Origin of the sequence: Caballeronia sp. INDeC2 (assembly GCF_023631325.1) — a bacterium.
In the GTDB taxonomy this organism is placed as follows: Bacteria; Pseudomonadota; Gammaproteobacteria; order Burkholderiales; family Burkholderiaceae; genus Caballeronia.
In genome coordinates this window covers 1-20983 of the sequence record NZ_JALQDG010000011.1, presented here as the reverse complement: position 1 = coordinate 20983, position 20983 = coordinate 1, and the positions used below count along the sequence as shown (strand labels likewise).

22 protein-coding genes are annotated in these 20983 nt (G+C 63.1%); 10 read left to right on the top strand and 12 right to left on the bottom strand.

Going from position 1 to position 20983, the window contains the following annotated elements; genetic code table 11:
- Window position 1: 1 nt before the first annotated feature.
- The 8 genes from NCS28_RS08500 (at window position 2) to NCS28_RS08465 (ending at window position 7476) form a co-directional block, all read left to right on the top strand.
- Window positions 2-1501, top strand: coding sequence for an NADH-quinone oxidoreductase subunit M (locus NCS28_RS08500; protein ID WP_250513413.1), 1500 nt, complete (start codon window positions 2-4; stop codon window positions 1499-1501).
- Window positions 1502-1526: 25 nt separating this feature from the next.
- Entirely contained in the window at window positions 1527-2999 is a 1473-nt protein-coding gene (nuoN, locus tag NCS28_RS08495; protein WP_250513412.1) for an NADH-quinone oxidoreductase subunit NuoN, read from the top strand.
- Window positions 2999-3319, top strand: coding sequence for a DUF2818 family protein (locus tag NCS28_RS08490; protein ID WP_250513666.1), 321 nt, complete (start codon window positions 2999-3001; stop codon window positions 3317-3319). Before nuoN ends, NCS28_RS08490 begins: the two co-directional genes overlap by 1 nt.
- Before the next feature lie 45 nt (window positions 3320-3364).
- The gene (locus tag NCS28_RS08485; RefSeq protein WP_250513411.1) at window positions 3365-3964 is read left to right on the top strand and encodes an NUDIX domain-containing protein; all 600 of its coding nucleotides are present in this window, start codon (window positions 3365-3367) and stop codon (window positions 3962-3964) included.
- A gap of 193 nt (window positions 3965-4157) precedes the next feature.
- Window positions 4158-4607: a DUF1178 family protein gene (locus NCS28_RS08480; RefSeq protein WP_250513410.1), complete on the top strand. Its 450-nt coding sequence runs from the start codon at window positions 4158-4160 to the stop codon at window positions 4605-4607.
- A 55-nt stretch (window positions 4608-4662) separates the two neighbouring features.
- Window positions 4663-5859, top strand: a complete 1197-nt coding sequence (locus tag NCS28_RS08475) for an acyl-CoA dehydrogenase family protein (RefSeq protein ID WP_250513409.1) — start codon at window positions 4663-4665, stop codon at window positions 5857-5859.
- 9 nt (window positions 5860-5868) lie between these two features.
- The gene (locus tag NCS28_RS08470; RefSeq protein WP_250513408.1) at window positions 5869-6999 is read left to right on the top strand and encodes an acyl-CoA dehydrogenase family protein; all 1131 of its coding nucleotides are present in this window, start codon (window positions 5869-5871) and stop codon (window positions 6997-6999) included.
- A 21-nt stretch (window positions 7000-7020) separates the two neighbouring features.
- On the top strand, window positions 7021-7476 hold the full coding sequence (locus NCS28_RS08465; protein ID WP_250513407.1) for a MaoC family dehydratase: 456 nt from the start codon (window positions 7021-7023) through the stop codon (window positions 7474-7476).
- A 5-nt stretch (window positions 7477-7481) separates the two neighbouring features.
- Here NCS28_RS08465 and NCS28_RS08460 read toward each other — a convergent pair whose 3' ends face one another.
- The 7 genes from NCS28_RS08460 to NCS28_RS08430 all read right to left on the bottom strand — a co-directional run bounded on the left by NCS28_RS08460 (window position 7482) and on the right by NCS28_RS08430 (window position 14699).
- Window positions 7482-8702 carry an acyl-CoA dehydrogenase family protein gene (locus NCS28_RS08460; protein WP_250513406.1) on the bottom strand — a complete coding sequence of 407 codons (1221 nt, stop codon included), beginning with the start codon at window positions 8700-8702 and terminating at the stop codon, window positions 7482-7484.
- A 19-nt stretch (window positions 8703-8721) separates the two neighbouring features.
- Window positions 8722-9819, bottom strand: a complete 1098-nt coding sequence (locus NCS28_RS08455) for a phosphotransferase (RefSeq protein ID WP_250513405.1) — start codon at window positions 9817-9819, stop codon at window positions 8722-8724.
- Between the two features lie 28 nt (window positions 9820-9847).
- Window positions 9848-10573: a histidine phosphatase family protein gene (locus NCS28_RS08450; RefSeq protein ID WP_250513404.1), complete on the bottom strand. Its 726-nt coding sequence runs from the start codon at window positions 10571-10573 to the stop codon at window positions 9848-9850.
- 4 nt (window positions 10574-10577) lie between these two features.
- Window positions 10578-11366, bottom strand: coding sequence for an oxepin-CoA hydrolase, alternative type (locus NCS28_RS08445; RefSeq protein WP_250513403.1), 789 nt, complete (start codon window positions 11364-11366; stop codon window positions 10578-10580).
- A complete protein-coding gene (locus NCS28_RS08440) occupies window positions 11363-12904 on the bottom strand; it encodes a 3-hydroxyacyl-CoA dehydrogenase (protein WP_250513402.1) in 1542 nt (513 codons plus the stop codon). The genes NCS28_RS08445 and NCS28_RS08440 overlap by 4 nt, the downstream gene beginning before the upstream one ends.
- 75 nt (window positions 12905-12979) lie before the next feature.
- Entirely contained in the window at window positions 12980-14161 is a 1182-nt protein-coding gene (locus NCS28_RS08435) for a pyridoxal phosphate-dependent aminotransferase (protein ID WP_250513401.1), read from the bottom strand.
- Window positions 14162-14207: 46 nt separating this feature from the next.
- Window positions 14208-14699 (bottom strand): putative toxin-antitoxin system toxin component, PIN family, encoded by a 492-nt coding sequence (locus NCS28_RS08430; protein ID WP_250513400.1) that lies wholly within the window; start codon window positions 14697-14699, stop codon window positions 14208-14210.
- A 56-nt stretch (window positions 14700-14755) separates the two neighbouring features.
- On the opposite strand from NCS28_RS08430, the gene yaaA reads away from it, so the two are divergent.
- Entirely contained in the window at window positions 14756-15535 is a 780-nt protein-coding gene (gene yaaA, locus NCS28_RS08425) for a peroxide stress protein YaaA (protein WP_250513399.1), read from the top strand.
- 32 nt (window positions 15536-15567) lie between these two features.
- Window positions 15568-16728 (top strand): M14 family metallopeptidase, encoded by a 1161-nt coding sequence (locus NCS28_RS08420; protein WP_250513398.1) that lies wholly within the window; start codon window positions 15568-15570, stop codon window positions 16726-16728.
- A 95-nt stretch (window positions 16729-16823) separates the two neighbouring features.
- Here the strand turns inward: NCS28_RS08420 and NCS28_RS08415 are convergent, their stop codons facing one another.
- From NCS28_RS08415 to NCS28_RS08395, 5 genes are all read right to left on the bottom strand, one after another.
- The gene (locus NCS28_RS08415; protein ID WP_250513397.1) at window positions 16824-17411 is read right to left on the bottom strand and encodes a BspC domain-containing protein; all 588 of its coding nucleotides are present in this window, start codon (window positions 17409-17411) and stop codon (window positions 16824-16826) included.
- Between the two features lie 148 nt (window positions 17412-17559).
- Window positions 17560-18234 carry an energy-coupling factor ABC transporter permease gene (locus NCS28_RS08410; RefSeq protein WP_250513396.1) on the bottom strand — a complete coding sequence of 225 codons (675 nt, stop codon included), beginning with the start codon at window positions 18232-18234 and terminating at the stop codon, window positions 17560-17562.
- Between the two features lie 67 nt (window positions 18235-18301).
- Entirely contained in the window at window positions 18302-19111 is an 810-nt protein-coding gene (locus tag NCS28_RS08405; RefSeq protein WP_250513395.1) for a response regulator transcription factor, read from the bottom strand.
- A 193-nt stretch (window positions 19112-19304) separates the two neighbouring features.
- Complete coding sequence (locus tag NCS28_RS08400; protein ID WP_250513394.1) at window positions 19305-20519, bottom strand: DUF2863 family protein; 1215 nt, start codon at window positions 20517-20519, stop codon at window positions 19305-19307.
- Window positions 20520-20641: 122 nt separating this feature from the next.
- The coding region (locus NCS28_RS08395; RefSeq protein ID WP_250513393.1) for a hypothetical protein at window positions 20642-20983 on the bottom strand (342 nt) is incomplete at its 5' end.

The window sequence follows — 20983 nt, the reverse complement described above, 5'->3', positions numbered from 1 at the left end:
TATGCACTCTTTTCCGATTCTCAGTGTCGCGATCTGGCTGCCGATCGTTTTCGGCCTGCTGGTCCTCGCAGTTGGTAACGATCAGAACCCGGCGCCCGCGCGCTGGGTGGCGCTGATCGGCTCGGTGCTCGGGCTGATCGTCACTATTCCGCTCATCACCGGTTTCGATACGTCCACGGCCGCGCTGCAGTTCGTCGAGCAGTCGAACTGGATCGAGCGCTTCAACATCACGTATCACCTCGGGGTGGACGGCATCTCGATGTGGTTCGTCGTGCTGACCGCGCTCATCACGGTGATCGTCGTGATCGCCGGATGGGACGTGATCACCGAGCGCGTGTCGCAGTACATGGCCGCGTTCCTGATTCTCTCGGGCATCATGATCGGCGTGTTCTCGACGGCGGACGGCCTGCTGTTCTACGTGTTCTTCGAGGCCACGCTCATTCCGATGTACATCATCATCGGCGTGTGGGGCGGACCGAATCGCGTGTACGCGGCGTTCAAGTTCTTCCTGTACACGCTGGCCGGCTCGCTCCTGATGCTGGTCGCGCTGCTGTATCTCTACACGCAGACGCATACGTTCGATCTCGCTACGTGGCAAGCCGCGAAGCTCGACATGACGCCGCAGGTGCTGCTCTTCATCGCGTTCTTCCTGGCGTTCGCCGTGAAGGTGCCGATGTGGCCGGTGCACACGTGGTTGCCCGACGCGCACGTGGAAGCGCCCACAGGCGGCTCGGTCGTGCTGGCGGCGATCATGCTGAAGCTCGGCGCCTACGGTTTCCTGCGCTTCTCGCTGCCGATCGCGCCGGACGCGAGCCACTTTCTGGCTCCCGTGGTCATCACGCTGTCGCTGATCGCGGTGATCTACATCGGCCTCGTGGCGCTGGTGCAGACCGACATGAAGAAGCTCGTCGCGTATTCGTCGATCGCGCACATGGGCTTCGTCACGCTCGGCTTCTTCATGTTCGGGCCGTCGAGCCAGCTCGGCGTCGAAGGCGCGATCATCCAGATGATCTCGCACGGTTTCGTCTCGGGCGCGATGTTCCTGTCGATCGGCGTGCTCTATGACCGCGTCCACTCGCGCCAGATCGCGGATTACGGCGGTGTCGTCAACACGATGCCGAAGTTCGCCGCGTTCGTGATGCTCTTCGCGATGGCCAATTGCGGCTTGCCGGGCACCTCGGGTTTCGTCGGCGAATTCATGGTGATTCTGGCGGCGGTGAAGTACAACTTCTGGATCGCGTTCCTCGCCACGTTCACGCTGATTCTGGGCGCGGCCTACACGCTATGGATGTACAAGCGCGTGTACTTCGGCGCGGTCGCGAACGATCACGTCGCGAAGCTCAAGGACATCAACAAGCGCGAGTTCCTGATGCTCGCCGTGCTCGCAGTCTTCACGCTGTACATGGGCCTGCATCCGAAGCCCTTTACCGATGTGATGCACGAATCCGTGGCAAACCTTCTCTCCCACGTCGCGCAGTCCAAGCTGCCGCTGGCTCAGTAACGTCGTGCGGAGGAACTAAAAGATCATGCAAAACGCCTCTATGAGTATTCTTTGGCCCGACGCGATCCTGATGGCCGCGGTCGTTCTGGCCTGGCTGAACGACACGGTGTTCGGCGAGAAGAGCCGCGGGACGACCTATCTGATCGCGCTCGTCTCGACGATCGTCGTCGGCGTATGGTTCGCCGTCACGGCGCTCGACCCGACGCCGCATTACTTCTTCACGCGCATGTACATCGTCGATCCGTTCGCGAGCGCGATGAAGGCGGTGGTGTGCCTCGGCTACGCGGTGTCGATCATCTATTCGAAGAAGTATCTGGAAGATCGCGACCTGTTCCGCGGCGACTTCTTCCTGCTCGGCATGTTCTCGCTGCTCGGGCAGTGCGTGATGATCTCGGGCAACAACTTCCTCACGCTGTATCTCGGCCTCGAGCTGATGTCGCTGTCGCTGTACGCGGTCATCGCGCTGCGCAAGGATGCGCCGCAGTCGAATGAATCGGCGATGAAGTACTACGTGCTCGGCGCGCTCGCATCCGGCTTCCTGCTGTACGGCATCTCGATGCTTTACGGCGCGACCGGTTCGCTCGAACTGAACGAAGTGCTGAAGGCCGTCGCTTCGGGCCGCATCAACGATGCCGTGCTGCTGTTCGGCGTGATCTTCGTGGTTGCCGGCGTCGCCTTCAAGATGGGCGCCGTGCCGTTCCACATGTGGGTGCCCGACGTGTACCAAGGCGCACCGACCGCGATGACGCTGCTTACCGGCGGCGGTCCGAAGGTTGCGGCATTCGCGTGGGGCCTGCGTTTCCTCGTGATGGGCCTGCTGCCGTTCGCGGTGGACTGGCAAGAGATGCTCGTGATTCTCGCGGCGTTGTCGCTCATCGTCGGCAATATCACGGGTATCGTGCAGAAGAACATCAAGCGGATGCTGGCTTACTCGGCCATCTCCAACATGGGCTTCGTGCTGCTCGGCCTGCTCGCCGGCGTGGTCGACGGCAAGCTGACGGGCGCGGCCGGCGCATACAGCTCGGCGATGTTCTACAGCATCATCTATCTCGTGACGACGCTGGGCACGTTTGGCGTGGTCATGCTGCTCGCGCGCCGCGACTTCGAAGCCGAAATGCTCGACGACTTCAAGGGCCTGAACCAGCGCAGCCCGGTGTTCGCGTTCGTCATGATGATCATGATGTTCTCGCTCGCCGGCATTCCGCCGACGGTCGGCTTCTACGCGAAGCTCGCCGTGCTCGAAGCGACGATGAACGCCGGCCTTACGTGGCTCGCCGTCCTCGCCGTGATGACCTCGCTCGTGGGCGCGTTCTACTACCTGCGTATCGTGAAGCTGATGTACTTCGATGCACCGCAGGACGCATCGCCGATCATGGCCGGCGGCCTGAACCGCTCGCTGCTCGCGTTCAACGGCCTCGCCGTGCTGGTGCTCGGCCTGGTGCCGGGTCCGCTGATGACGGCGTGCCTGACGGCAATCTCGCACACGCTGCCGCTGTAATGTCGGCGGCGGGCTGGTTCATCGTCCTGTTGGCGCTCGTTTTCGCCAATGTGCCGTTCCTGAATCAGCGTCTCTTCGCCGTCGTCCCGGTGCGCCTTGCTGCGCCAACGGGACGCAAGGCGGCGAAGAAGAGCGCGTGGATTCGCATCGGCGAATTGATCGTTCTTTATTTCGTGGTCGGCGCGCTTGGCTTCTTGCTCGAAGCGCGCGCCGGCAACCGATTCGATCAGGAATGGCAGTTTTATGCCGTTACCTTCAGTCTGTTCATCGTGCTGGCCTTTCCGGGCTTCACGTATCAGTATCTCGTCAAACGCCGCTGACGGCTCTTCGCCGTCGGCAGCTTGCTTCAAGGCACAAGGCTCAAGATGGCAGATCAATCTTCGATTCCCGGCAAGGACGACGGCCTCATCGAAAAGAAGGTCCAAAGCGTCACGTTGCACGAGGGCAAATTCCTCACGTTAAAGCGCGATACCGTGGAATTGCCGGACGGCAAGCACGCGACGCGCGAGTTCGTCGAGCATCCCGGCGCGGTGATGATCCTGCCAGTCTTCGACGACGGCCGTGTGCTGCTCGAACGCCAGTTCCGTTATCCGGTCGGCCGCGTGCTGCTCGAGTTTCCGGCGGGCAAGCTCGATCCCAACGAAGACGAACTGACGTGCGCGAAGCGCGAGTTGCAGGAAGAGACGGGCTACACCGCGCGCGAGTGGACCTTCCTCACGCGTATCCATCCGGTGATTTCATATTCGACCGAGTTCATCGACATCTATCTCGCGCGCGGCCTGCAAGCGGGCGATGCCAAGCTCGACGAAGGCGAGTTCCTCGAAACCTTCATCGCCGATGAAGCGCAACTGATGAACTGGGTGAAGGACGGCAGCATCAGCGACGTGAAGACGATTATCGGCGCTTTCTGGCTGGAGAAAGTCCGCGCGGGCGAATGGAAGCTCGGCGAGACGATTGCCGATTGAGCGATTTCAGACGAATACATGCAAAAGCGGCCTCGGCCGCTTTTGTCTTTTTTGCGTCAGCAAAAGCGTCGGCCGAGCCGACCGGCTAGAATGGGCGCTTCGTCGCCCGGCGGTCCTTGGCACGTGTCCAATGTTTAGAACGACCGTTCACAAAACGCGATTTTGAGATAAACTTCAACGAAGCCCCATCAGCATGAAGGTCCTCGATTTAAAGTGCTCGCGCGAACATCGGTTCGAAGGCTGGTTCGCATCGACCGATGAGTTCGAGTCGCAGTTGTCACGCAAGCTGGTTGCATGTCCGGTTTGCTCGGCAACGGACGTGAGCCGTATGCCGTCCGCACCGCGCCTGAACTTGTCGTCGACGCGAGGCGAGGCATCGCCGCAGTCCACTCAGCCTCAAGCCGCGCCGGAAGCGGCGGCACTTCAGGCGCGCGCCTTGGAGTTCATGCGTCAGCTGATCGAAAAGACCGAAAACGTGGGCGAGCGGTTTGCCGAGGAGGCGCGGCGCATTCACTACAACGAGGCGCCGGCGCGCAACATTCGCGGCGTCACGACGCCCGAGGACGCGCATGCCTTGCTCGAGGAAGGGATCGACGTGATGCCGTTGCCTGTTCCCGAAGCATTGAAAGAGCCGCTGCAGTAAGGCTGCGCGCGGCGTCTCTTCTGGCTCGGGACGGGCCATAAGGGAGACACCGCGCATGAACCTCAGTTATTCCCCCGCCGACGACGCCTTTCGCGCCGACGTCCGCGACTGGCTCGAAGCCAGCCTTCCACGCGCGCTGCGCGACAAAGTTCTCGATCACAAGCGTCTAAGCCGCGACGACTACACGAGCTGGCACAAGCTGCTCGCGGCGCGCGGCTGGTCGGCGGTCGCGTGGCCGAAGGAATACGGCGGTCCCGGCTGGGACGTGACGCAGCGACATATCTGGGACGAAGAATGCGCCCGCGCCGGCGCGCCGATCGTGCTGCCCTTCGGCGTATCGATGGTTGCGCCGGTGCTGATGAAGTACGGCAGCGCCGCGCAGAAGTCCCGCTATCTCCCGCGCATTCTGGACGGCACCGACTGGTGGTGCCAGGGCTACTCGGAACCGGGCTCCGGCTCCGATCTCGCGTCATTGCGCACGCGCGCCGAACGTCGCGGCGAGCACTACATCGTGAACGGGCAGAAGACGTGGACGACGCTCGGCCAACACGCCGACATGATGTTCTGCCTCGTGCGCACCGATCCCGAAGCGAAAAAACAGGAAGGCATCTCGTTCCTTCTGATCGATATGAAGACGCCCGGCATCACAGTGCGGCCGATCATCACGCTCGATGAGGATCACGAAGTCAACGAAGTCTTCTTCGAGGATGTCGAAGTGCCGGCCGAAAATCTCGTCGGCGAGGAGAATCGCGGCTGGACGTATGCGAAGTATCTGCTCGGACACGAGCGCACGGGCATCGCACGTGTGGGGCAGTCGAAACGCGAGTTGCTGTTTCTCAAGCGACTCGCGCTGGATCGCAACAAGGGCGGCAAGCCGCTCCTCTACGATCCGCTCTTCGCCGCGAAAATCGCCGCGCTCGAAATCGAATTGATGGCGCTCGAAGTGACGGTTCAGCGCGTGGTCGCGAGCGAGGCGGGCGGCAAAGGCCCGGGTCCGGAAGCGTCGATGCTGAAGATCAAAGGCACCGAAGTGCAGCAGGCGCTGACGGAACTGATGGTCGAAGCGATCGGCCCACAGGCAGCCGCTTTCGATCCCGCATTCCTCGAAGGCGAACGCTCGCATAGCGTCACGGGCGACGACGATGCCGCGCCGCTCGCCGCGTATTACTTCAACTTCCGCAAGACATCGATCTACGGCGGCTCGAACGAGATTCAAAAGAACATCATCGCGCAGATGATTCTGGGACTTTGAGGAGCGCGCATGGACTTCACTTTCAGCGATGAACAGCAGCAGTTCCGCGATGCGCTGCGCCGTTATCTCGACAACGAATATGCGTTCGATGCGCGGCAGAAGGTCGTCGCGTCGCAGGCGGGCGTCGATGAGAAACATTGGCGCGCGTTCGCCGAACTCGGTCTGCTCGCGTTGCCGGTTCCAGAAGCGCAGGGCGGCTTCGACGGCGGTCCGTTCGACATGCTCGTCGTGATGCAGGAGCTCGGGCGCGCGCTCGTCGTCGAACCGTATTGGGCGACGGCCGTGGGCATCGAAGCGTTGCGGCTCGCGGCGCTAAAGGGCAGTGCGATCGCGGGCGACTTGCTCGAACAGGCGGGGCGCGGCGAGATACGTCTTTCGGTTGCATTCCACGAACCGCATGCGCGCTACGATCTCTTCGATCTGCGCACCACCGCGAGCGGTGACGGCGAGCGCTTCACGCTGACAGGCACGAAGTCGATGGTCCAGCACGGGGCGCAAGCCGATTACTGGATCGTGCCGGCGCGTGTGGAGGGCGAGGTGGCGGTTTTCATCGTCGCGAACGATGCGGCGAAGGCTGGCATTACGGAGTACCGCACGATCGACGGGCAACGCGCCGCGACGCTCACCTTCGACGAGACCCCCGCGACGCGCCTCGCTGGCCGCGATACGGGCGCCGCGACCTTCGAGCGGATCGCCGATTACGCGACTTTTCTGCTATGCGCGGAAACACTGGGCGTGCTCGACGCGCTCAATCGTGCGACCGTCGACTATACGAAGGAACGCCAGCAGTTCGGCATGCCGATCGCGCGCTTTCAGGCGCTGCAGCATCGCATGGTCGACATGTTGATCCACGCGGAGCAAGCACGCTCGATCGCCTATCTCGCCGCCGCGCGTTACGCGAGCGACGATGCCGTGATACGCGCACAGGCCATCTCGGCGGCGAAGGCGCGTGTCGGTCAGGCCGCGCGCTTCGTGGGGCAACAGGCGGTGCAGTTGCACGGCGGCATGGGCATGACCAACGAACTGCCCGCGGCGCACTGGTTCAAGCGCCTGTCGATCATCGAGACGACGCTGGGCGATGTCGATCATCATCTCGCGCGCTTCGCGGCGCTTCCCGCTTTTTTTGTCACCGAAAACTGACGCTCATCGAGGAGCTTTTGCATGAAATACGCTTATGAGGATTTCGATATCGGCAGCGCCGTGCAGCTGAGCGCGCACACGTTCACGCGAGAGGAGATCGTCGAATTCGCCGAGCGTTACGATCCGCAGCCTTTTCATCTGTCGGAAGCGGCCGGCGAGGCGTCGCATTTCGGCGGGCTCGTCGCAAGCGGCTGGAACACGTGTTCCGCGATGATGGGCATCCTCGTGCGCGACATGGTCGGCGATTCGACCTCGATGGGCTCGCCCGGCCTCGACAACATTCGCTGGATCAAACCCGTGCGCGTCGGCGATACGGTGCGGCTCACCGTGCGCGTGCTCGACAAGCGCGTGTCGAAGAGCAAGCCGGATCGCGGCATCGTGCAGACGCGTTGGGAAGCGCACAACCAGCATGGCGAGCTCGTGCTGACGGTGGATTCGGCCGCGCTCTTCGGCTTGCGCGATCCGGGCGCCTCGTAGCTTCCTCAGACGTCGGCGTACTTCCCGAACTCCAGCTTCGCGATGGCGTTGCGATGCACTTCGTCGGGGCCGTCGGCGAGCCGCAGCGTGCGCGCCGATGCATACGCATACGCGAGCGGAAAGTCGTCGCAGATGCCGCCCGCGCCGTGCGCCTGGATCGCCCAGTCGATGACCTGACATGCGACGTTCGGCGCGACCACCTTGATCATCGCGATCTCGCCGCGCGCGCCCTTGTTGCCGACGGTGTCCATCATGTACGCGGCCTTGAGCGTCAGAAGCCGCGCCTGCTCGATCATGATGCGCGCCTCGGCGATGCGCTCCTGCGTCACGCCGTGATGCGCGATCGGTTTGCCGAAGGCGACGCGCCCGAGCGTGCGCTTGGTCATCAGTTCAAGCGCGCGTTCAGCGAGTCCGATCAGCCGCATGCAATGATGAATGCGCCCCGGCCCGAGGCGGCCCTGCGCGATCTCGAAGCCGCGTCCTTCGCCCAGCAGCATGTTCGTCGCCGGCACGCGCACTTTGTCGAGCGTGATGTCCATGTGGCCGTGCGGCGCGTCGTCGTAACCGAAGACATTGAGCGGCCGATTCACCGTGATGCCGCTCGCGTCGGCGGGCACGAGGATCATCGACTGCTGCGCGTGTTTGGGCGCTTGCGTGTCGGTCTTGCCCATCACGATATAGACCTTGCAGCGCGGATCGCCCGCGCCCGATGACCACCACTTGTGGCCGTCGATGACGTAGCTGTCGCCGTCGCGCACGATGCTGCATCGAATGTTCGTCGCATCCGACGACGCGACTTCCGGCTCCGTCATCAGAAACGCCGAGCGGATTTCGCCGCGCAACAGCGGTTCGAGCCATTGGGCCTTTTGCGCATCGGTTCCGTAGCGTTCGATGGTTTCCATGTTGCCCGTGTCGGGCGCGCCGCAGTTGAATACTTCCGGCGCCCACGGCACGCGGCCCATGATTTCGCAGAGCGGCGCGTATTCGAGATTCGTCAGGCCCGCGCCGCGTTCCGATGCAGGCAGAAAGAGATTCCAGAGTCCTTCGGCGCGCGCCTTTTCCTTCAGGCCTTCGATCAGGCGCGTCGGAATCCATGCGCTGCCGGCCGCGCGATTGGCCGCGATCTCTTCCGCGTAAGCGCGCTCGTTCGGATAGATGTGCGCATCGAAAAACGCGAGCAGCTTTTCACGCAATGCCTGCACCTTGGGCGTGTAATCGAAGTTCATGCGTTCGTCTCCCTCGTTCTTATCGGCCGACTTTTTGCGCGTATTGCCACGCGAGTTCGGCCATCGGCCGCGCGCGCTTGCCTGCATCGACGGCTTGCGCGCTCGCGGCGGTTCCATCGACGACGCGTTTCATGATGCCTTGCAGGATCGCGGCGATGCGGAACATGTTGTAGGCGAGATAGAAGTTCCAGTCGCCTTCGATCGCAAAGCCCGTGCGCTCGCAATAGCGCTTCAAATAGGCGGCTTCATCGGGGATGCCCAGCGCGGCCCAGTCGAGCCCGGCGATGCCGCGAAACTGCGATGGATCGACATGCCACGCCATGCAGTGATACGCGAAGTCGGCGAGGGGATCGCCGAGCGTCGACAGTTCCCAGTCGAGCACGGCAAGCACGCGCGGCTCGTTCGGATGAAAGATGAGATTGTCGAGCCGATAATCGCCATGAACGATGCTGACGCGCGCGTTTTGCTTCTGCGGGATGTGCTGCGGCAGCCATTCGATCAGGCGATGCATCGCGTCGATCGTCTCGGTCTCCGAGGCGACGTATTGCTTGCTCCAGCGCCCGATCTGCCGTTCGAAGTAATTTCCCGGCTTGCCGTAGCTCGACAGACCGGCGGCTTCGACATCGACCGTATGAAGCGCCGCGATCACGCGATTCGTTTCGTCATAGATCGCGGCGCGTTCGGCGGGCGTCATGCCGGGCAGCGACTGATCCCACAGCACGCGGCCCTGCACGAACTCCATCACATAGAACGCGCGGCCGATCACGCTTTCGTCCTCGCACAATGCGAGCATGCGCGCGACGGGGACATCGGTGGAAGCGAGCGCGTCCATCACGCGATACTCGCGCTCGATGGCATGAGCGGAAGGCAAAAGCTTTGCTGCCGGTCCCGGCTTCGCGCGCATCACATAGCTGTGCGTGGGCGTGACGAGCTTGAACGTCGGATTCGACTGGCCGCCCGCGAATTGCTCGACGCTCAACGGGCCGCTGAAGCCGTCGACATGCGATGCGAGCCATGTCGAAAGGGCATCGGTGTCGAAACGCTGTTTGTCCTGCACGGGGCGCGTTCCTTCGAACGCGGAGAAATCGGAGTGCTTGTTCGGTTCGTCTTCCTGCATCGTCTCCTCCGTTTTTTGCGCGGCGCCGTCAGTCCATGTCGCCGGGCTTGTAGCGTACGAACTGCGCGTAGAGCAGTTCCATCGTCGTGTTGCGCACGTCGGCGTGCAGCGGCGACGGCGGCGAATGATTGATCGCGTGCACGACCCAGTCGCCGGACTTGTCGCCGACGTCGAGCGCGTTGATACAGCCCGTCGCCTGCGACAGATGTCCGAAGAACGCGCGGCCGCCCGCGGTGATCGCATGCGAGAGCAGCGCGCGATTGACGCCGCCATGCAGCACGAGCAGCACCGTATCCCACGAGCGATCGTCGCGCAGACGCGCAAGCGCGGGCAGCGCGCGGTCGAGCAGTTCGCCGATCGTTTCGCCGCCGAGAAAGCGCGTTTCTTCGGGCACGACGCCATCGAACACGGAAAGGAACGCGCGCTCGATGTCCGACGTCGTGAGGTCCTTGAGTTTGCCGCCGCGAATTTCCTGCCATTCGGGCCAGATTTCCGGATCGATCGATTGACCCGTTTCCGCTAGCACGCGCCGCGCCGTTTCCACCGTGCGCGGCAATCCGCTCACGATCACGCGATCGAAGCGAATCTCTTGCGCGGCGAACTCGCGGCCCGCCGCGCTCGCTTCCTCGCGTCCGCGTTCGTTGAGCGGGACGCTTTCCGGATCGATCGCGCGGCCGCTGTCGTCGAAATACGTGACGTCGCCATGACGCATCAGAAAGATGCGGCGGCGCTTCGGCAATTCGTAGTGAGCCATGAGCTTAACGATAATTCGGCTGGCGCTTTTCGAGGAACGCGGTGATGCCTTCGAGCGCGTCGCCGTGATGGAGCGCATCGACGAAGCTGTCGCGTTCCATGTCGAGATGCGCGGCGAGCGGCTGCACGTCGGCGGCGTTGATCAGCGACTTGATGCGCGCCAGCGCTTTCGGCGACACGCTGCCGAGATCGTCGGCCCATGCGATGGCCGCATCGAGTGCGATGCCTTTCTTCGTCAGCCGGTTCACGACGCCGACTTCATGCAGGCGCGCCGCGCCGATCGGCTTCGCTTCGAGCAGCACTTCGCTCGCGAGCGTGCGCGGCAGCACGCGCGACAGGAACCACGAAGCGCCGCCGTCCGGTGTGAGGCCGACGCGCGCATACGACATGACGAACCTGGCGTCGTCGGCGGCGACGATCAGATCGCACGCGAGCGCAAGCGAAAAGCCCGCGCCCGCCGCCGCGCCTTCGACTGCCGCGATCACCGGTTTCGTCGATGCCCGCAGCGCGCTGATCCATTCCGCCAGCAAGTCGATGCTCGCGCCTTGCACCGACGGATCCTGCGCACGATTCTCCAGCAGGCGATTCAGATTGCCGCCCGCGCAGAAGAAGTTGTCGGCGCCGGTCAGCACGATCGCGCGCACGGTGTTGTCGCGCTCCGCCGTGTTCAACGCTTCGATGCCGGCGGCGTACATGTCCGGATGCAGCGCGTTGCGCGCGCCGGGATTGGACAACTTGAGCACGAGCGTGGTGTCGCTGCCCGCGGGACGATCTGTCAGTAGTTCGGCGCTCATCTGAGCTCCTCGATATGGGTAAGCGAAAGTCCGAGCTGGGCGCGCCGCGTAAGCCAGGGCGCCGGCCGGTAGCGCGGGTCGCCGAGCACGGCGTAAATGTTGCGCAGGATCGTGAGGATGGTCGCCGCGCCGATGGCGTCGCCGAGCGCGAGCGGGCCGTGCGGATAGCCGAGACCCAGCGTCACCGCGAGGTCGATGTCCTCGGGCGTCGCGATGCCTTGCTGAGCGATATCACAGCCGATGTTCACGATCGTCGCCACGACGCGCTGCGCGACGAAGCCGGTCGAATCGCGGATCACGGTGACGGGCACGCCGTCGAAGGAGAAGAGCGCGTGCGCGGCGTCGCGCATGGCGGGCGCGGTTGCGGGCGTCGTCATGACCGTGCGGCGCGCGACCGTGTCGAGCGGGAAGAGCGTATCGACGGCGACGACGCGCGTGGCGTCGAGATGTTCGTTGACGGCGGCAGTCGTCGCATCGAGGCCGAGCGGCGTCACGAGGATCAGCGAATCCGGCTCGGGCGTGTGGCCCGCGTCGATGTGCACGGAGCAATCGCATTTGGCGATCAGCTTGAGCACCTCCTCGCGTCCCGCGTGCGACGCCCGGCTGATCCAGACGCGCGCCGGCAGCCGCGTGGGCGCGGTGGGTTCGGGCGGCACGTCCTGCTTGCCATCGACATAACGATAGAACCCAACGCCTGCCTTGCGCCCGATGAGGCCGCCCGCGAGCCGCGTGCCCGTGATCGGCGACGGCCTGAAGCGCGGCTCTTCATAGAACTGGTGATAGATCGATTCCATCACCGGATGCGAGACATCGAGCGCGGTGAGATCGAGCAGTTCGAACGGCCCGAGGCGAAAGCCTGCCTGCTCGCGCATGATGCGGTCGATATCCGCGAAGCTCGCGACGCCTTCGCTCGCCACCCGCAAGCCCTCGGTGTTCATGCCGCGTCCGGCGTGATTGACGATGAAGCCCGGCATGTCCTTCGCACGCACCGGCGTGTGGCCCATGCGGCGCGCGAGGTCCATCAGCGCGTCGCCGGCGCGCGGATCGCCGCGCAGGCCCTCGATGACTTCCACGACGCGCATCAGCGGCACCGGATTGAAGAAGTGAAAGCCCGCGACGCGCCCCGGATGCGCGCAGCCGGCGGCGATCGCGGTGATCGACAGCGACGACGTGTTCGACGCCAGAATGCAATGCTCGCCGACCACGGCTTCGAGCTCGCGGAACAGCTCGCGCTTGATGCCGAGATTCTCGACGATCGCCTCGACGATGGCATCGCAACCGGACAACTCGCTCGTGTCGCCCGCATCGCGGATGCGCGCGAGCGCCGCGTGCGCGTCGGCTTCCTTGAGCTTGCCCTTGGCGGTGAGCTTCGCGAACGTCTCCGACAGATATTCGCGCGCGGCGGCGAGCGCTTTCGGATTCGTGTCGTAGATATGCACGTTCAGCCCGCCGAGCGCCGCGATCTGCGCGATGCCGCGCCCCATCGCGCCGCTGCCGACGATGCCGAGCGTCTCGATCCTGTATTCGTGCTGGCTCATGATGCGGTCCTGCTCCTCGGGAATGGGAACGCGCGTGGCGTCGGGTTCGATGCGGCTCGGCAGGCGCGCTGTCGCTCAGAGCTTGGCGAGACGTTCGAGCGCGAGGGCGAGCGTTTCTTCTTTCTTCGCGAAGCAAAAGCGCACGACGCCCGATTCATGGCTCTCGTGATAGAACGCCGATACGGGAATCGCGGCGACGCCGATTTCGCTCGTGAGCCATTGCGCAAACTCGGCTTCGGGCATGGTGCTGATCTTCGAGTAATCGACGCACTGGAAATACGTGCCGTCGCAAGGCAGAAGCGAGAAGCGCGTGTTCGCAAGTCCCGCGCGGAAGAAGTCGCGCTTTTTCTGATAGAAGGCGGGCAGGTCGAGATACGGCTTCGGATCTTCGAGATAGTGCGCGAGACCGACCTGCATCGGCGTGTTCACGGTGAACACGTTGAACTGGTGAACCTTGCGGAATTCGGCGGTGAGCGCGGCGGGCGCCGCCACGTAGCCCACTTTCCAGCCGGTCACGTGAAAGGTCTTGCCGAAGCTCGAGACGACGAAGCTGCGTTTCGCGAGCTCCGGATAGCGCGAGACGCTTTCGTGCGGCGCGCCGTCGTAGACCATGTGCTCGTAGACTTCGTCGGAGACGATCAGCACGTTGGTGTCGCGCACGATCTCCTCTAGCTTTTTCATGTCCTCCGCGCGCCATACGCGACCGGTGGGGTTGTGCGGCGTGTTGATCATCAGGAGCCGCGTCTTCGGCGTGATCGCGGCGGCGATCTTGTCGAAGGGCAGCGCGTAGTCGGGCGCCTCGAGCGACACGAACACCGGCTTGCCGCCCGCGAGCTCGATGGACGGCACGTAGCTGTCGTACATCGGCTCGATGACGACGACTTCATCGCCCGGATGCACGCAGCACAGGATGGCCGTAAGCAGTGCCTGCGTCGCGCCGGCGGTCACGGTGATTTCCGTGTCAGGGTCATAGGCGCGGCCGTAGAGCGCGTCGATCTTGCGCGCGATCGCCTGGCGCAAGGGCGCGGCGCCCGCCATCGGCGGATATTGATTGTGGCCGTCGCGCATCGCGCCGGCGACCGCATCGACGACGCGCGCATCGCAGTCGAAATCGGGGAAACCCTGACCGAGATTCACCGCGCCTTTTTGCGTCGCGAGCGCGCTCATCAGGGTGAAGATGGTCGTGCCCACATTGGGCAGACGCGACGGGAAAGAAAGCTCGGGTGGTGTCGGCGGCAATTCGTGCGTGGCGTTCATGATCGTATGGACGTGGAATAGGGCTCGCGACTATTTTAAGACAGCATCAGCCGATGGCCGCCTGCGCTTCGAATTCGAGCACGAAGGGTTTCGGTTCGGCAATGCGAAAGGCGAAGTCGCGCGCGATGCGGCGCGCGAGCTTCAGTACCGCGCGATCCTTCGAGACGAGCCATTGCGCGCCCGACGCATGCGCGAGTTCGAGAAACTTCTGATCGTCGCGGTCGCGGCATTTGGGCAGCGGGCGTTCGCTTTCTTCGAAGGTCGCGGCGACGAACGTCGACAGTCGCGCGACGGTCGCGAGCGCGGCGGTCTTGTCGACCTCCATGCGCACGAATTGCGGATAGTCGAGCACGCGTGTGAGCTCGCGCAGGCAGCGTTCGTCGATCAGCGCTTCGAGCGTGCGGGCTTCGAGGGCCGCGTGAATCGGGCGCGTGGCGGCGTCGTCGAATACGAGGATGTCGATCCACACATTCGAATCGAGCACCACGCGCATCGGCGGCGACAATGGCAACGGCAACGGCGCGGCGGAATGGTCCATTCGATACAATCTGGGGTTTATGCCAATGATCGCCGGCGGGGTGCCGGCGAGCCTCCATGATAATCGTTCTCTCTCCCGCCAAATCGCTCGACTACGAGACGCCTGCTCATATCAGGAAGCACACGCTGCCCCAGTTCGTCGATGACGCCGCCGAGCTGATCGACGGACTGCGCGAACTCTCGCCGCAGCAGATCGGCGGCATGATGGGCATTTCGGACCAGCTCGCGGCGCTGAATTTTCAGCGTTACGCCGAGTGGTCGACGACTTTCGATGCGCGCAATTCCAAGCAGGCGGTGCTCGCGTTCAACGGCGACGTGTACGAAGGCTTCGCCGCGAAGACGCTCTCTTCGGGCGATCTCGACTTCGCGCAGAAACATGTGCGCGTGCTGTCGGGACTGTACGGTTTGCTGCGGCCGCTCGATCTGCTGCAGCCGTATCGACTGGAAATGGGCACGAAATTCCCGAACGCGCGCGGCAAGGATCTCTACGCGTTCTGGGGCGAGCGCATCACGGCGGCGCTCAACGAACAGTTGAAGAAACAGCGCGGCGCGCGCGTACTGGTGAATTGCGCGTCGGAAGAATATTTCAAGTCGGTCAAACCGAAGCTGCTCGCGGCGCCGGTCATCTCGCCGGTTTTCGAGGACTGGAAGGGCGGCCGTTACAAGATCATCAGCTTTCACGCGAAGCGCGCGCGCGGTCTGATGGCGCGCTATGCGGTCGAGAACCGCATCGACGAGCCGGAAGCGCTCAAGCGCTTCGACAGCGAAGGCTACACGTTCGACTCGAAGGCGTCGAACGACACGACATACGTATTTCGTCGCCGCATCGGGGAATGAGACCCGCGCGGCAAGCACGCAAGGAAACGCAGATGACACTCTCCATTTCAAGCAACTTCGACGCGGGCGCGATCGAAGTGATCAACGCCGACGATCCCGAGGACATTCGGCTGCGCATCCGTCCCGACTCGCATGCCGAGTTCGCGCAATGGTTCTACTTTCGCGTGTCCGGCGCGCGGGGCGAGCGTCTCGTGATGACCTTCGAGAACGCGGCGCAGTGCGCGTTCCCGGAAGGCTGGCGCGACTATGAAGCGGTCGCGAGCTACGACCGCGTGAACTGGTTCCGCGTGTCGACGGAGTACGACGGTCAGGTGATGAAGATCGATCACACGCCGGACTTCGACCGTATCTATTACGCGTACTTCGAGCCGTACAGCGAGGAGCGCCACTCGGAATTTCTCGGCGCGGTTCAGCAGATGCCGCTCGCGACGCTGACCGAACTCGGCAGAACGGTGCAGGGCCGCCCGATGTCGGTGCTCTCGCTGGGCATCCCGGACTTCGGCGACGCCGAGCCGAAGAAGAAAGTCTGGATCATCGCGCGTCAGCATCCGGGCGAGACGATGGCGGAATGGTTCGTCGAAGGGCTCGTGAAGCGACTCGCGGGCTTCGGCGACTGGGCGGGCGATCCGGTTGCGCGCGCGCTCTTCGAACGGGCCATCTTTCATATCGTGCCGAACATGAATCCCGATGGCAGCGTGCTCGGCAACCTGCGCACCAACGCCGCGGGCGCGAACCTGAATCGCGAGTGGATGGAGCCGAGCGCGGAGCGCAGCCCGGAAGTGCTCGTCGTGCGCGAGGCCATTGCGGAGACCGGCTGCGACCTTTTCTTCGATATCCACGGCGACGAAGCCATTCCCTATGTGTTCGTCGCGGGCTCGGAGATGCTGCCGGGCTTCACCGCGCAGCAGGCGAAGGAGCAGAAGGCGTTCGTCGACTTCTTCAAGCAGGCGAGCCCGGACTTCCAGGACGTGTACGGCTACGAGTCGAGCAAGTATCAGACGGATGCGTTGAAGCTCGCGTCGAAGTACATCGGCAACGAATACAAGTGTCTGTCGCTTACGCTGGAGATGCCGTTTAAGGACAACGCGAATCTGCCGGATGAGAGCGTCGGCTGGAACGGAGCGCGGAGCGCTGCGCTGGGTGCGTCGATGCTGCAGGCCATTCTGTGGCATCTGCAGTCGTTTGGCGGCTGACGGCCGGCGACTTGCCTCTAATGAAAAAAGGGCGTGGGCGCGTCAAGCGGCCACGCCCTTTTTCGATGGTGTCTTCGTTGCAGTGACGATAGCGGCTAGTGCTTCCTGGTAGTTTTCTTGGTCGCCGACTTTGCAGAAGACTTCGACGTGCTCTTCGTCTTGCCCGTCGTTGCCTTCGCTTTCGCGCCGTGCTTGCCCTTCGTGCTGTGGGTCGAGCGCGGTTCGGCGCGCGGGCGCAATGCCGGCACAGGATCGTTCCAGCCGAAGGCGAGCATCTGACTGCCGACGTAGCCGCAGCGGAACTTGAGCGGAGTGGGATCGCGCTCGCCGTTCTTCGGCATGCCTTGACCCTCGACGGTCACGACATTGTCCACTTTGATGCGCTGCTTCCTCTCGTCGAAGGAATCGTTCCACGGTTCGATCGCGGAATGCGAGGCATCGAACGAGTTGGGCGGGAATTCGACGTGATCGAAAGCCGAAGACGTGCTGGCGATGAAGTTGCCGTGCGCGGCGCAATCCGCGACGAGCGGGTTGGCCTTGAAGTCGGTGACGAAGTGGTGAATCAGTTCATTGCGCTCGTCGAGCGAATCGGCAAAAGCGGACACCGCGCATGCTAGTGATGCGCATACCGCCAACCGGCCGACGAGCCGCAGGAGCCGGCGCGGTGCGTAGTTACTTTCCATCAAGTCTGGCGCTAAGAAGACACGGGCAAAGTAAGATGCGCCGTGTGGGGAAGGAGTTCAATCTTATCGTACTTTGTGCGCGCGCCCATCGCCCGGAATCCGATATCCGGCGAACTGGATGGCACGAGGCGGGTGTAATTCGCGAGACTTAAACCCGCGGACCGCGATCGAGGCGATAGCGGCGCACGTCATACGTGGTGATCCACGCAGGCTTGTAGACGGCGATCAGAATCGTGAGCAAGCCGGTGAAGAGCGCTTCGCCCGCGCCTAGCAGCAGCGAGCCTCGCGTGAACGCGGCAGGCACGATGAACGGACCGCTGGCGAGCGCCATCTCGACCAGTACGGTCGCGCCGCATGCCGCCGCCACTGCCGCAGCTGACGTGATGAATCCGTGTCCGGCAATGAACGTGAACAGATTGCGCGGCAACCAGGCGTTGCTCAGACGCTGAAGCAGAGTGGAGACCGCGACGGGCAGTGCGCCGAAGAGAAGATAGGTGGTCGCCACCGAGAGCCAGGAGGCATCGAGAACGACCGCGGCGAGACCTGTGGTCGCAGCCGTTCCGATGAGCGCGAGCCTCCAGTCGAACAACGTGACCATCAGCGTCGCGCCCAACAGATGGATGACGGGTCCGTCATCGAACCATGCGTTGCATGCCCACAACACCGAAACCGCGACGATGATGCCGAGCCACACGTTCTGCAGCGTGGCGTCCTGCAGACGAGCGAACGGGCGCTGCAGCAGCGCGAGCGCGAGCACTCCGACGGCGACGATCCAGCCGCCGACGGTAAGCCAAAGCGGGAGCGGTGTGTAGAAGAACCCCATGCCTGCATATTACTCGTTGCGCGTAAAACGTGTGCGCAAAGGACGAACCCGTTTGCCCCGATTGTTGCTAGAACGTCGATTCAGGCTCGGCCGCCATTGGGAGCGCGGCCGCGTCGCTGTCGAGAAGCGACGGATAACGCGTCCTCGGTCGGCGCAGCGGAATGACGCCCGGCTGCCCCGCGACGGCACGCACGGTTCTCTCGCTTCCGCTGCGCAGGATTTCCAAATGCGAGTTTTGGACGCCGTTGTAGATGGCGACCGCGGCGGCGCGATTCGTTGCGCCCAGTTGCTGGAAGATACTTGCAAGGTGGATTTTCACCGTGCCTTCGCTGATGCCGAGCGTCTTCGCGATCATCTTGTTAGTGCTGCCCATGTGCACGCAACGCATGATCTGCTGCTGCCGCGGCGACAGAGCCGGATGGTGGCGGATCTTGTGCGGCAGTTTGGCGATGTCCCGAGCGCGGCGAGCGGCGAGTTCGAGCGTCAGTTCCGGGTCGACCACATCAGGCGGAATGTAGTGGCCGCCGACGAGCACCATCTCCAGCGCGCGAAGGATCAGGAGCGGGTCGAGCGCGCGCGGGATCACACCCATCGCACCGACGCTCATCAGCGCGTAGACCAGCGCGGCGCCGCAGCGGTCGACCATGATCGCCGCCGGCACGCGGGGCGCTTCGTCGAGCAAGATCTGAAGGTCGCTGGTACGCATCTCCGGTAACCAGTCGATCACGATCATGTCGGGTTCGGAGCGTTTCAAGGCGGAACGGGCTTGTCTCCAATCCTTCGCCTCGGTGAATTGCGCCTGACGCGCAACACGGCGCAGCAATGTTTTAAGGCCCGCCCGGCGCTCGGCGTCGGAACCAATAATGTTGATTATCATGCTTTACCTCGTGTCAATACACCCGCTGCCCTCGGCTACGGGACTCGACGCCGGCTTACATTTCGGCGTCAGTAGCTATATTGACAAATTTAAGCTGATTTGGCCCCCTATCCGAACGGCATAGGCATAAATACACAAAAACCCGCGCGAGGGCGGGGTTCGTCATTGGTCGATAACGGCTCTTTCGCCGGTTTCAGTGGAAATGAGGCTGCGCCGGCTCAGCGTCCTCGGGCATCTCGGCATGAACGATTTCACCGAGCGGATCGGCGTAGAGCGGCACACCGCAGTCGTCGCAAAATTCCGGCTCGAAGCGCCCCGCATGACGCCGTACGTCGGAGACGCCTGTTTTCTTCAGCAACTCGACGATTTCCTCGACCGGTCCGTCGGCGCCTTCGAGATCGGCCGCGTCCTCGTCCATCCCCAACTCTCCGTTTTCGCGTCCGTAGAGCGGCCACACGACGCCGTAGATCACATCATTGCTGCCCCGCCGCGTGAAGCCGATTCGGTATTCGTCGATGCGCCGTTCGCCGAAGCCCGCGATGACCGCGCGTAAATCCTGAGGCGCGGTGCCAAGCGTGTCGAACAGGTATCGGACGGCGGTGCGTACAGTGTGTGGACGAACCTGCTCGTCGGCATCGCGGCAGGCCGAGTAGTAGGCGTCGGGAAGCAGGCACTCGAATTCGCAGCCGGGCAAGATGGCGGCGAAGCTCGGTCCACCTTGAGCTGCCCACTGTTCGAGGCACTGGCCACGCTCGACGCGGCTGCCGTTTTCGTCTTCCTGCCAGCGGAAGAAGGCCGCGCCAGCCGGTACGACGACGAGGGCCAGCAGGAATCGCGGGTCCGCGAGAATCGGCGAGGTTTCGGGCAGGTCCGACAAATTTAGGCGCGCGGCGCTTCCGTTCAAGACCGTTTGCAACAACTGTTGCGCGACGCGTGCGGTATCGACGTGGTGGCGCGGTAACTGGTCGATGCTATAGAGATAGGGCGCGACGGCGACGCGCGCGTCCGCGGCGAGGACGTGCGCCTGCATCTGCGTGCGCAGGGCATCGACGGCTTCGCCTTTCAGCGCCCCTGACGGGATCGCGTAGCGCGTCCACGCGAGCACCGGCGCGGAAATCAGTAATGCTTCGTGGGGCGCGCCGTCGATGTCGACCTTGAATGACTCGCTGTGCGTCTCGGCCATATCGGCGAGTGCGCCATAGGCATCGGGATGATTTTGCTGCAGATGGTCGAGCGCGGCATCGAGCGTCGTCTGATTGCCGTTACGCACGAGTTTGGCGATGAGGGTGTCGAGGCGAGCTTCCCAGAATCGATCCTCGACACGGCTACCGGACGCGAAGAGCGCGAGGGAGAGGCTGACGAGCTTGTCGGCATCCGGGGGAATACGTTTTGCGATTCGCGAGCGCATATAGATACAAGTGGATTAGGTGCGGTGAACCTTTGATTGTAGTCGCTCGGGCGATGCTTTTATCGTGCGGCGTAGCAGTACGTCGATCCACGCGCGGCGACGGGCACCCGCAGCGGTCAAAATTATTTTTTCGCATCTTCCTTGCGGAGCCGGGATTCACTCACTAGAATTCCGTTCCTTCGCGATTCGATGAACGCGAAGGAAGCGGGAGTGGGCGGTATCGGTGGTGTGCTCGGGGCAGGCAGTAGAAGGTTCTGAGCGCGGTTGGCAAGAAACGAAAGCTTGAAATTCTTGTTGACACGAACCGGTGGGTTGTTCATAATCTCGTTTCTCTGCTGCTGATGCAGCGACGCAAGACGGTGGTGAGGTAGTGACTGTCCTGCGATGTGCTCTTTAAAAACTAACAGCCGATAAGTGTGGGCGCTTGATTGCTGGGTGCGGCCGGTTCTTCGGAGCTGGTAATG

What these genes read in the sequence shown, in the direction of transcription:
- NCS28_RS08460 (WP_250513406.1), bottom strand. Translation starts at nt 8,702, where the DNA reads ATGAACTTCGATTACACGCCCAAGGTGCAGGCATTGCGTGAAAAGCTG.
- NCS28_RS08450 (WP_250513404.1), bottom strand. Translation starts at nt 10,573, where the DNA reads ATGGCTCACTACGAATTGCCGAAGCGCCGCCGCATCTTTCTGATGCGT.
- nuoN (WP_250513412.1), top strand. Translation starts at nt 1,527, where the DNA reads ATGCAAAACGCCTCTATGAGTATTCTTTGGCCCGACGCGATCCTGATG.
- NCS28_RS08500 (WP_250513413.1), top strand. Translation starts at nt 2, where the DNA reads ATGCACTCTTTTCCGATTCTCAGTGTCGCGATCTGGCTGCCGATCGTT.
- yaaA (WP_250513399.1), top strand. Translation starts at nt 14,756, where the DNA reads ATGATAATCGTTCTCTCTCCCGCCAAATCGCTCGACTACGAGACGCCT.
- NCS28_RS08420 (WP_250513398.1), top strand. Translation starts at nt 15,568, where the DNA reads ATGACACTCTCCATTTCAAGCAACTTCGACGCGGGCGCGATCGAAGTG.
- NCS28_RS08400 (WP_250513394.1), bottom strand. Translation starts at nt 20,519, where the DNA reads ATGCGCTCGCGAATCGCAAAACGTATTCCCCCGGATGCCGACAAGCTC.
- NCS28_RS08465 (WP_250513407.1), top strand. Translation starts at nt 7,021, where the DNA reads ATGAAATACGCTTATGAGGATTTCGATATCGGCAGCGCCGTGCAGCTG.
- NCS28_RS08480 (WP_250513410.1), top strand. Translation starts at nt 4,158, where the DNA reads ATGAAGGTCCTCGATTTAAAGTGCTCGCGCGAACATCGGTTCGAAGGC.
- NCS28_RS08410 (WP_250513396.1), bottom strand. Translation starts at nt 18,234, where the DNA reads ATGGGGTTCTTCTACACACCGCTCCCGCTTTGGCTTACCGTCGGCGGC.
- NCS28_RS08470 (WP_250513408.1), top strand. Translation starts at nt 5,869, where the DNA reads ATGGACTTCACTTTCAGCGATGAACAGCAGCAGTTCCGCGATGCGCTG.
- NCS28_RS08440 (WP_250513402.1), bottom strand. Translation starts at nt 12,904, where the DNA reads ATGAGCCAGCACGAATACAGGATCGAGACGCTCGGCATCGTCGGCAGC.
- NCS28_RS08415 (WP_250513397.1), bottom strand. Translation starts at nt 17,411, where the DNA reads ATGGAAAGTAACTACGCACCGCGCCGGCTCCTGCGGCTCGTCGGCCGG.
- NCS28_RS08435 (WP_250513401.1), bottom strand. Translation starts at nt 14,161, where the DNA reads ATGAACGCCACGCACGAATTGCCGCCGACACCACCCGAGCTTTCTTTC.
- NCS28_RS08490 (WP_250513666.1), top strand. Translation starts at nt 2,999, where the DNA reads ATGTCGGCGGCGGGCTGGTTCATCGTCCTGTTGGCGCTCGTTTTCGCC.
- NCS28_RS08405 (WP_250513395.1), bottom strand. Translation starts at nt 19,111, where the DNA reads ATGATAATCAACATTATTGGTTCCGACGCCGAGCGCCGGGCGGGCCTT.
- NCS28_RS08485 (WP_250513411.1), top strand. Translation starts at nt 3,365, where the DNA reads ATGGCAGATCAATCTTCGATTCCCGGCAAGGACGACGGCCTCATCGAA.
- NCS28_RS08475 (WP_250513409.1), top strand. Translation starts at nt 4,663, where the DNA reads ATGAACCTCAGTTATTCCCCCGCCGACGACGCCTTTCGCGCCGACGTC.
- NCS28_RS08455 (WP_250513405.1), bottom strand. Translation starts at nt 9,819, where the DNA reads ATGCAGGAAGACGAACCGAACAAGCACTCCGATTTCTCCGCGTTCGAA.
- NCS28_RS08445 (WP_250513403.1), bottom strand. Translation starts at nt 11,366, where the DNA reads ATGAGCGCCGAACTACTGACAGATCGTCCCGCGGGCAGCGACACCACG.
- NCS28_RS08430 (WP_250513400.1), bottom strand. Translation starts at nt 14,699, where the DNA reads ATGGACCATTCCGCCGCGCCGTTGCCGTTGCCATTGTCGCCGCCGATG.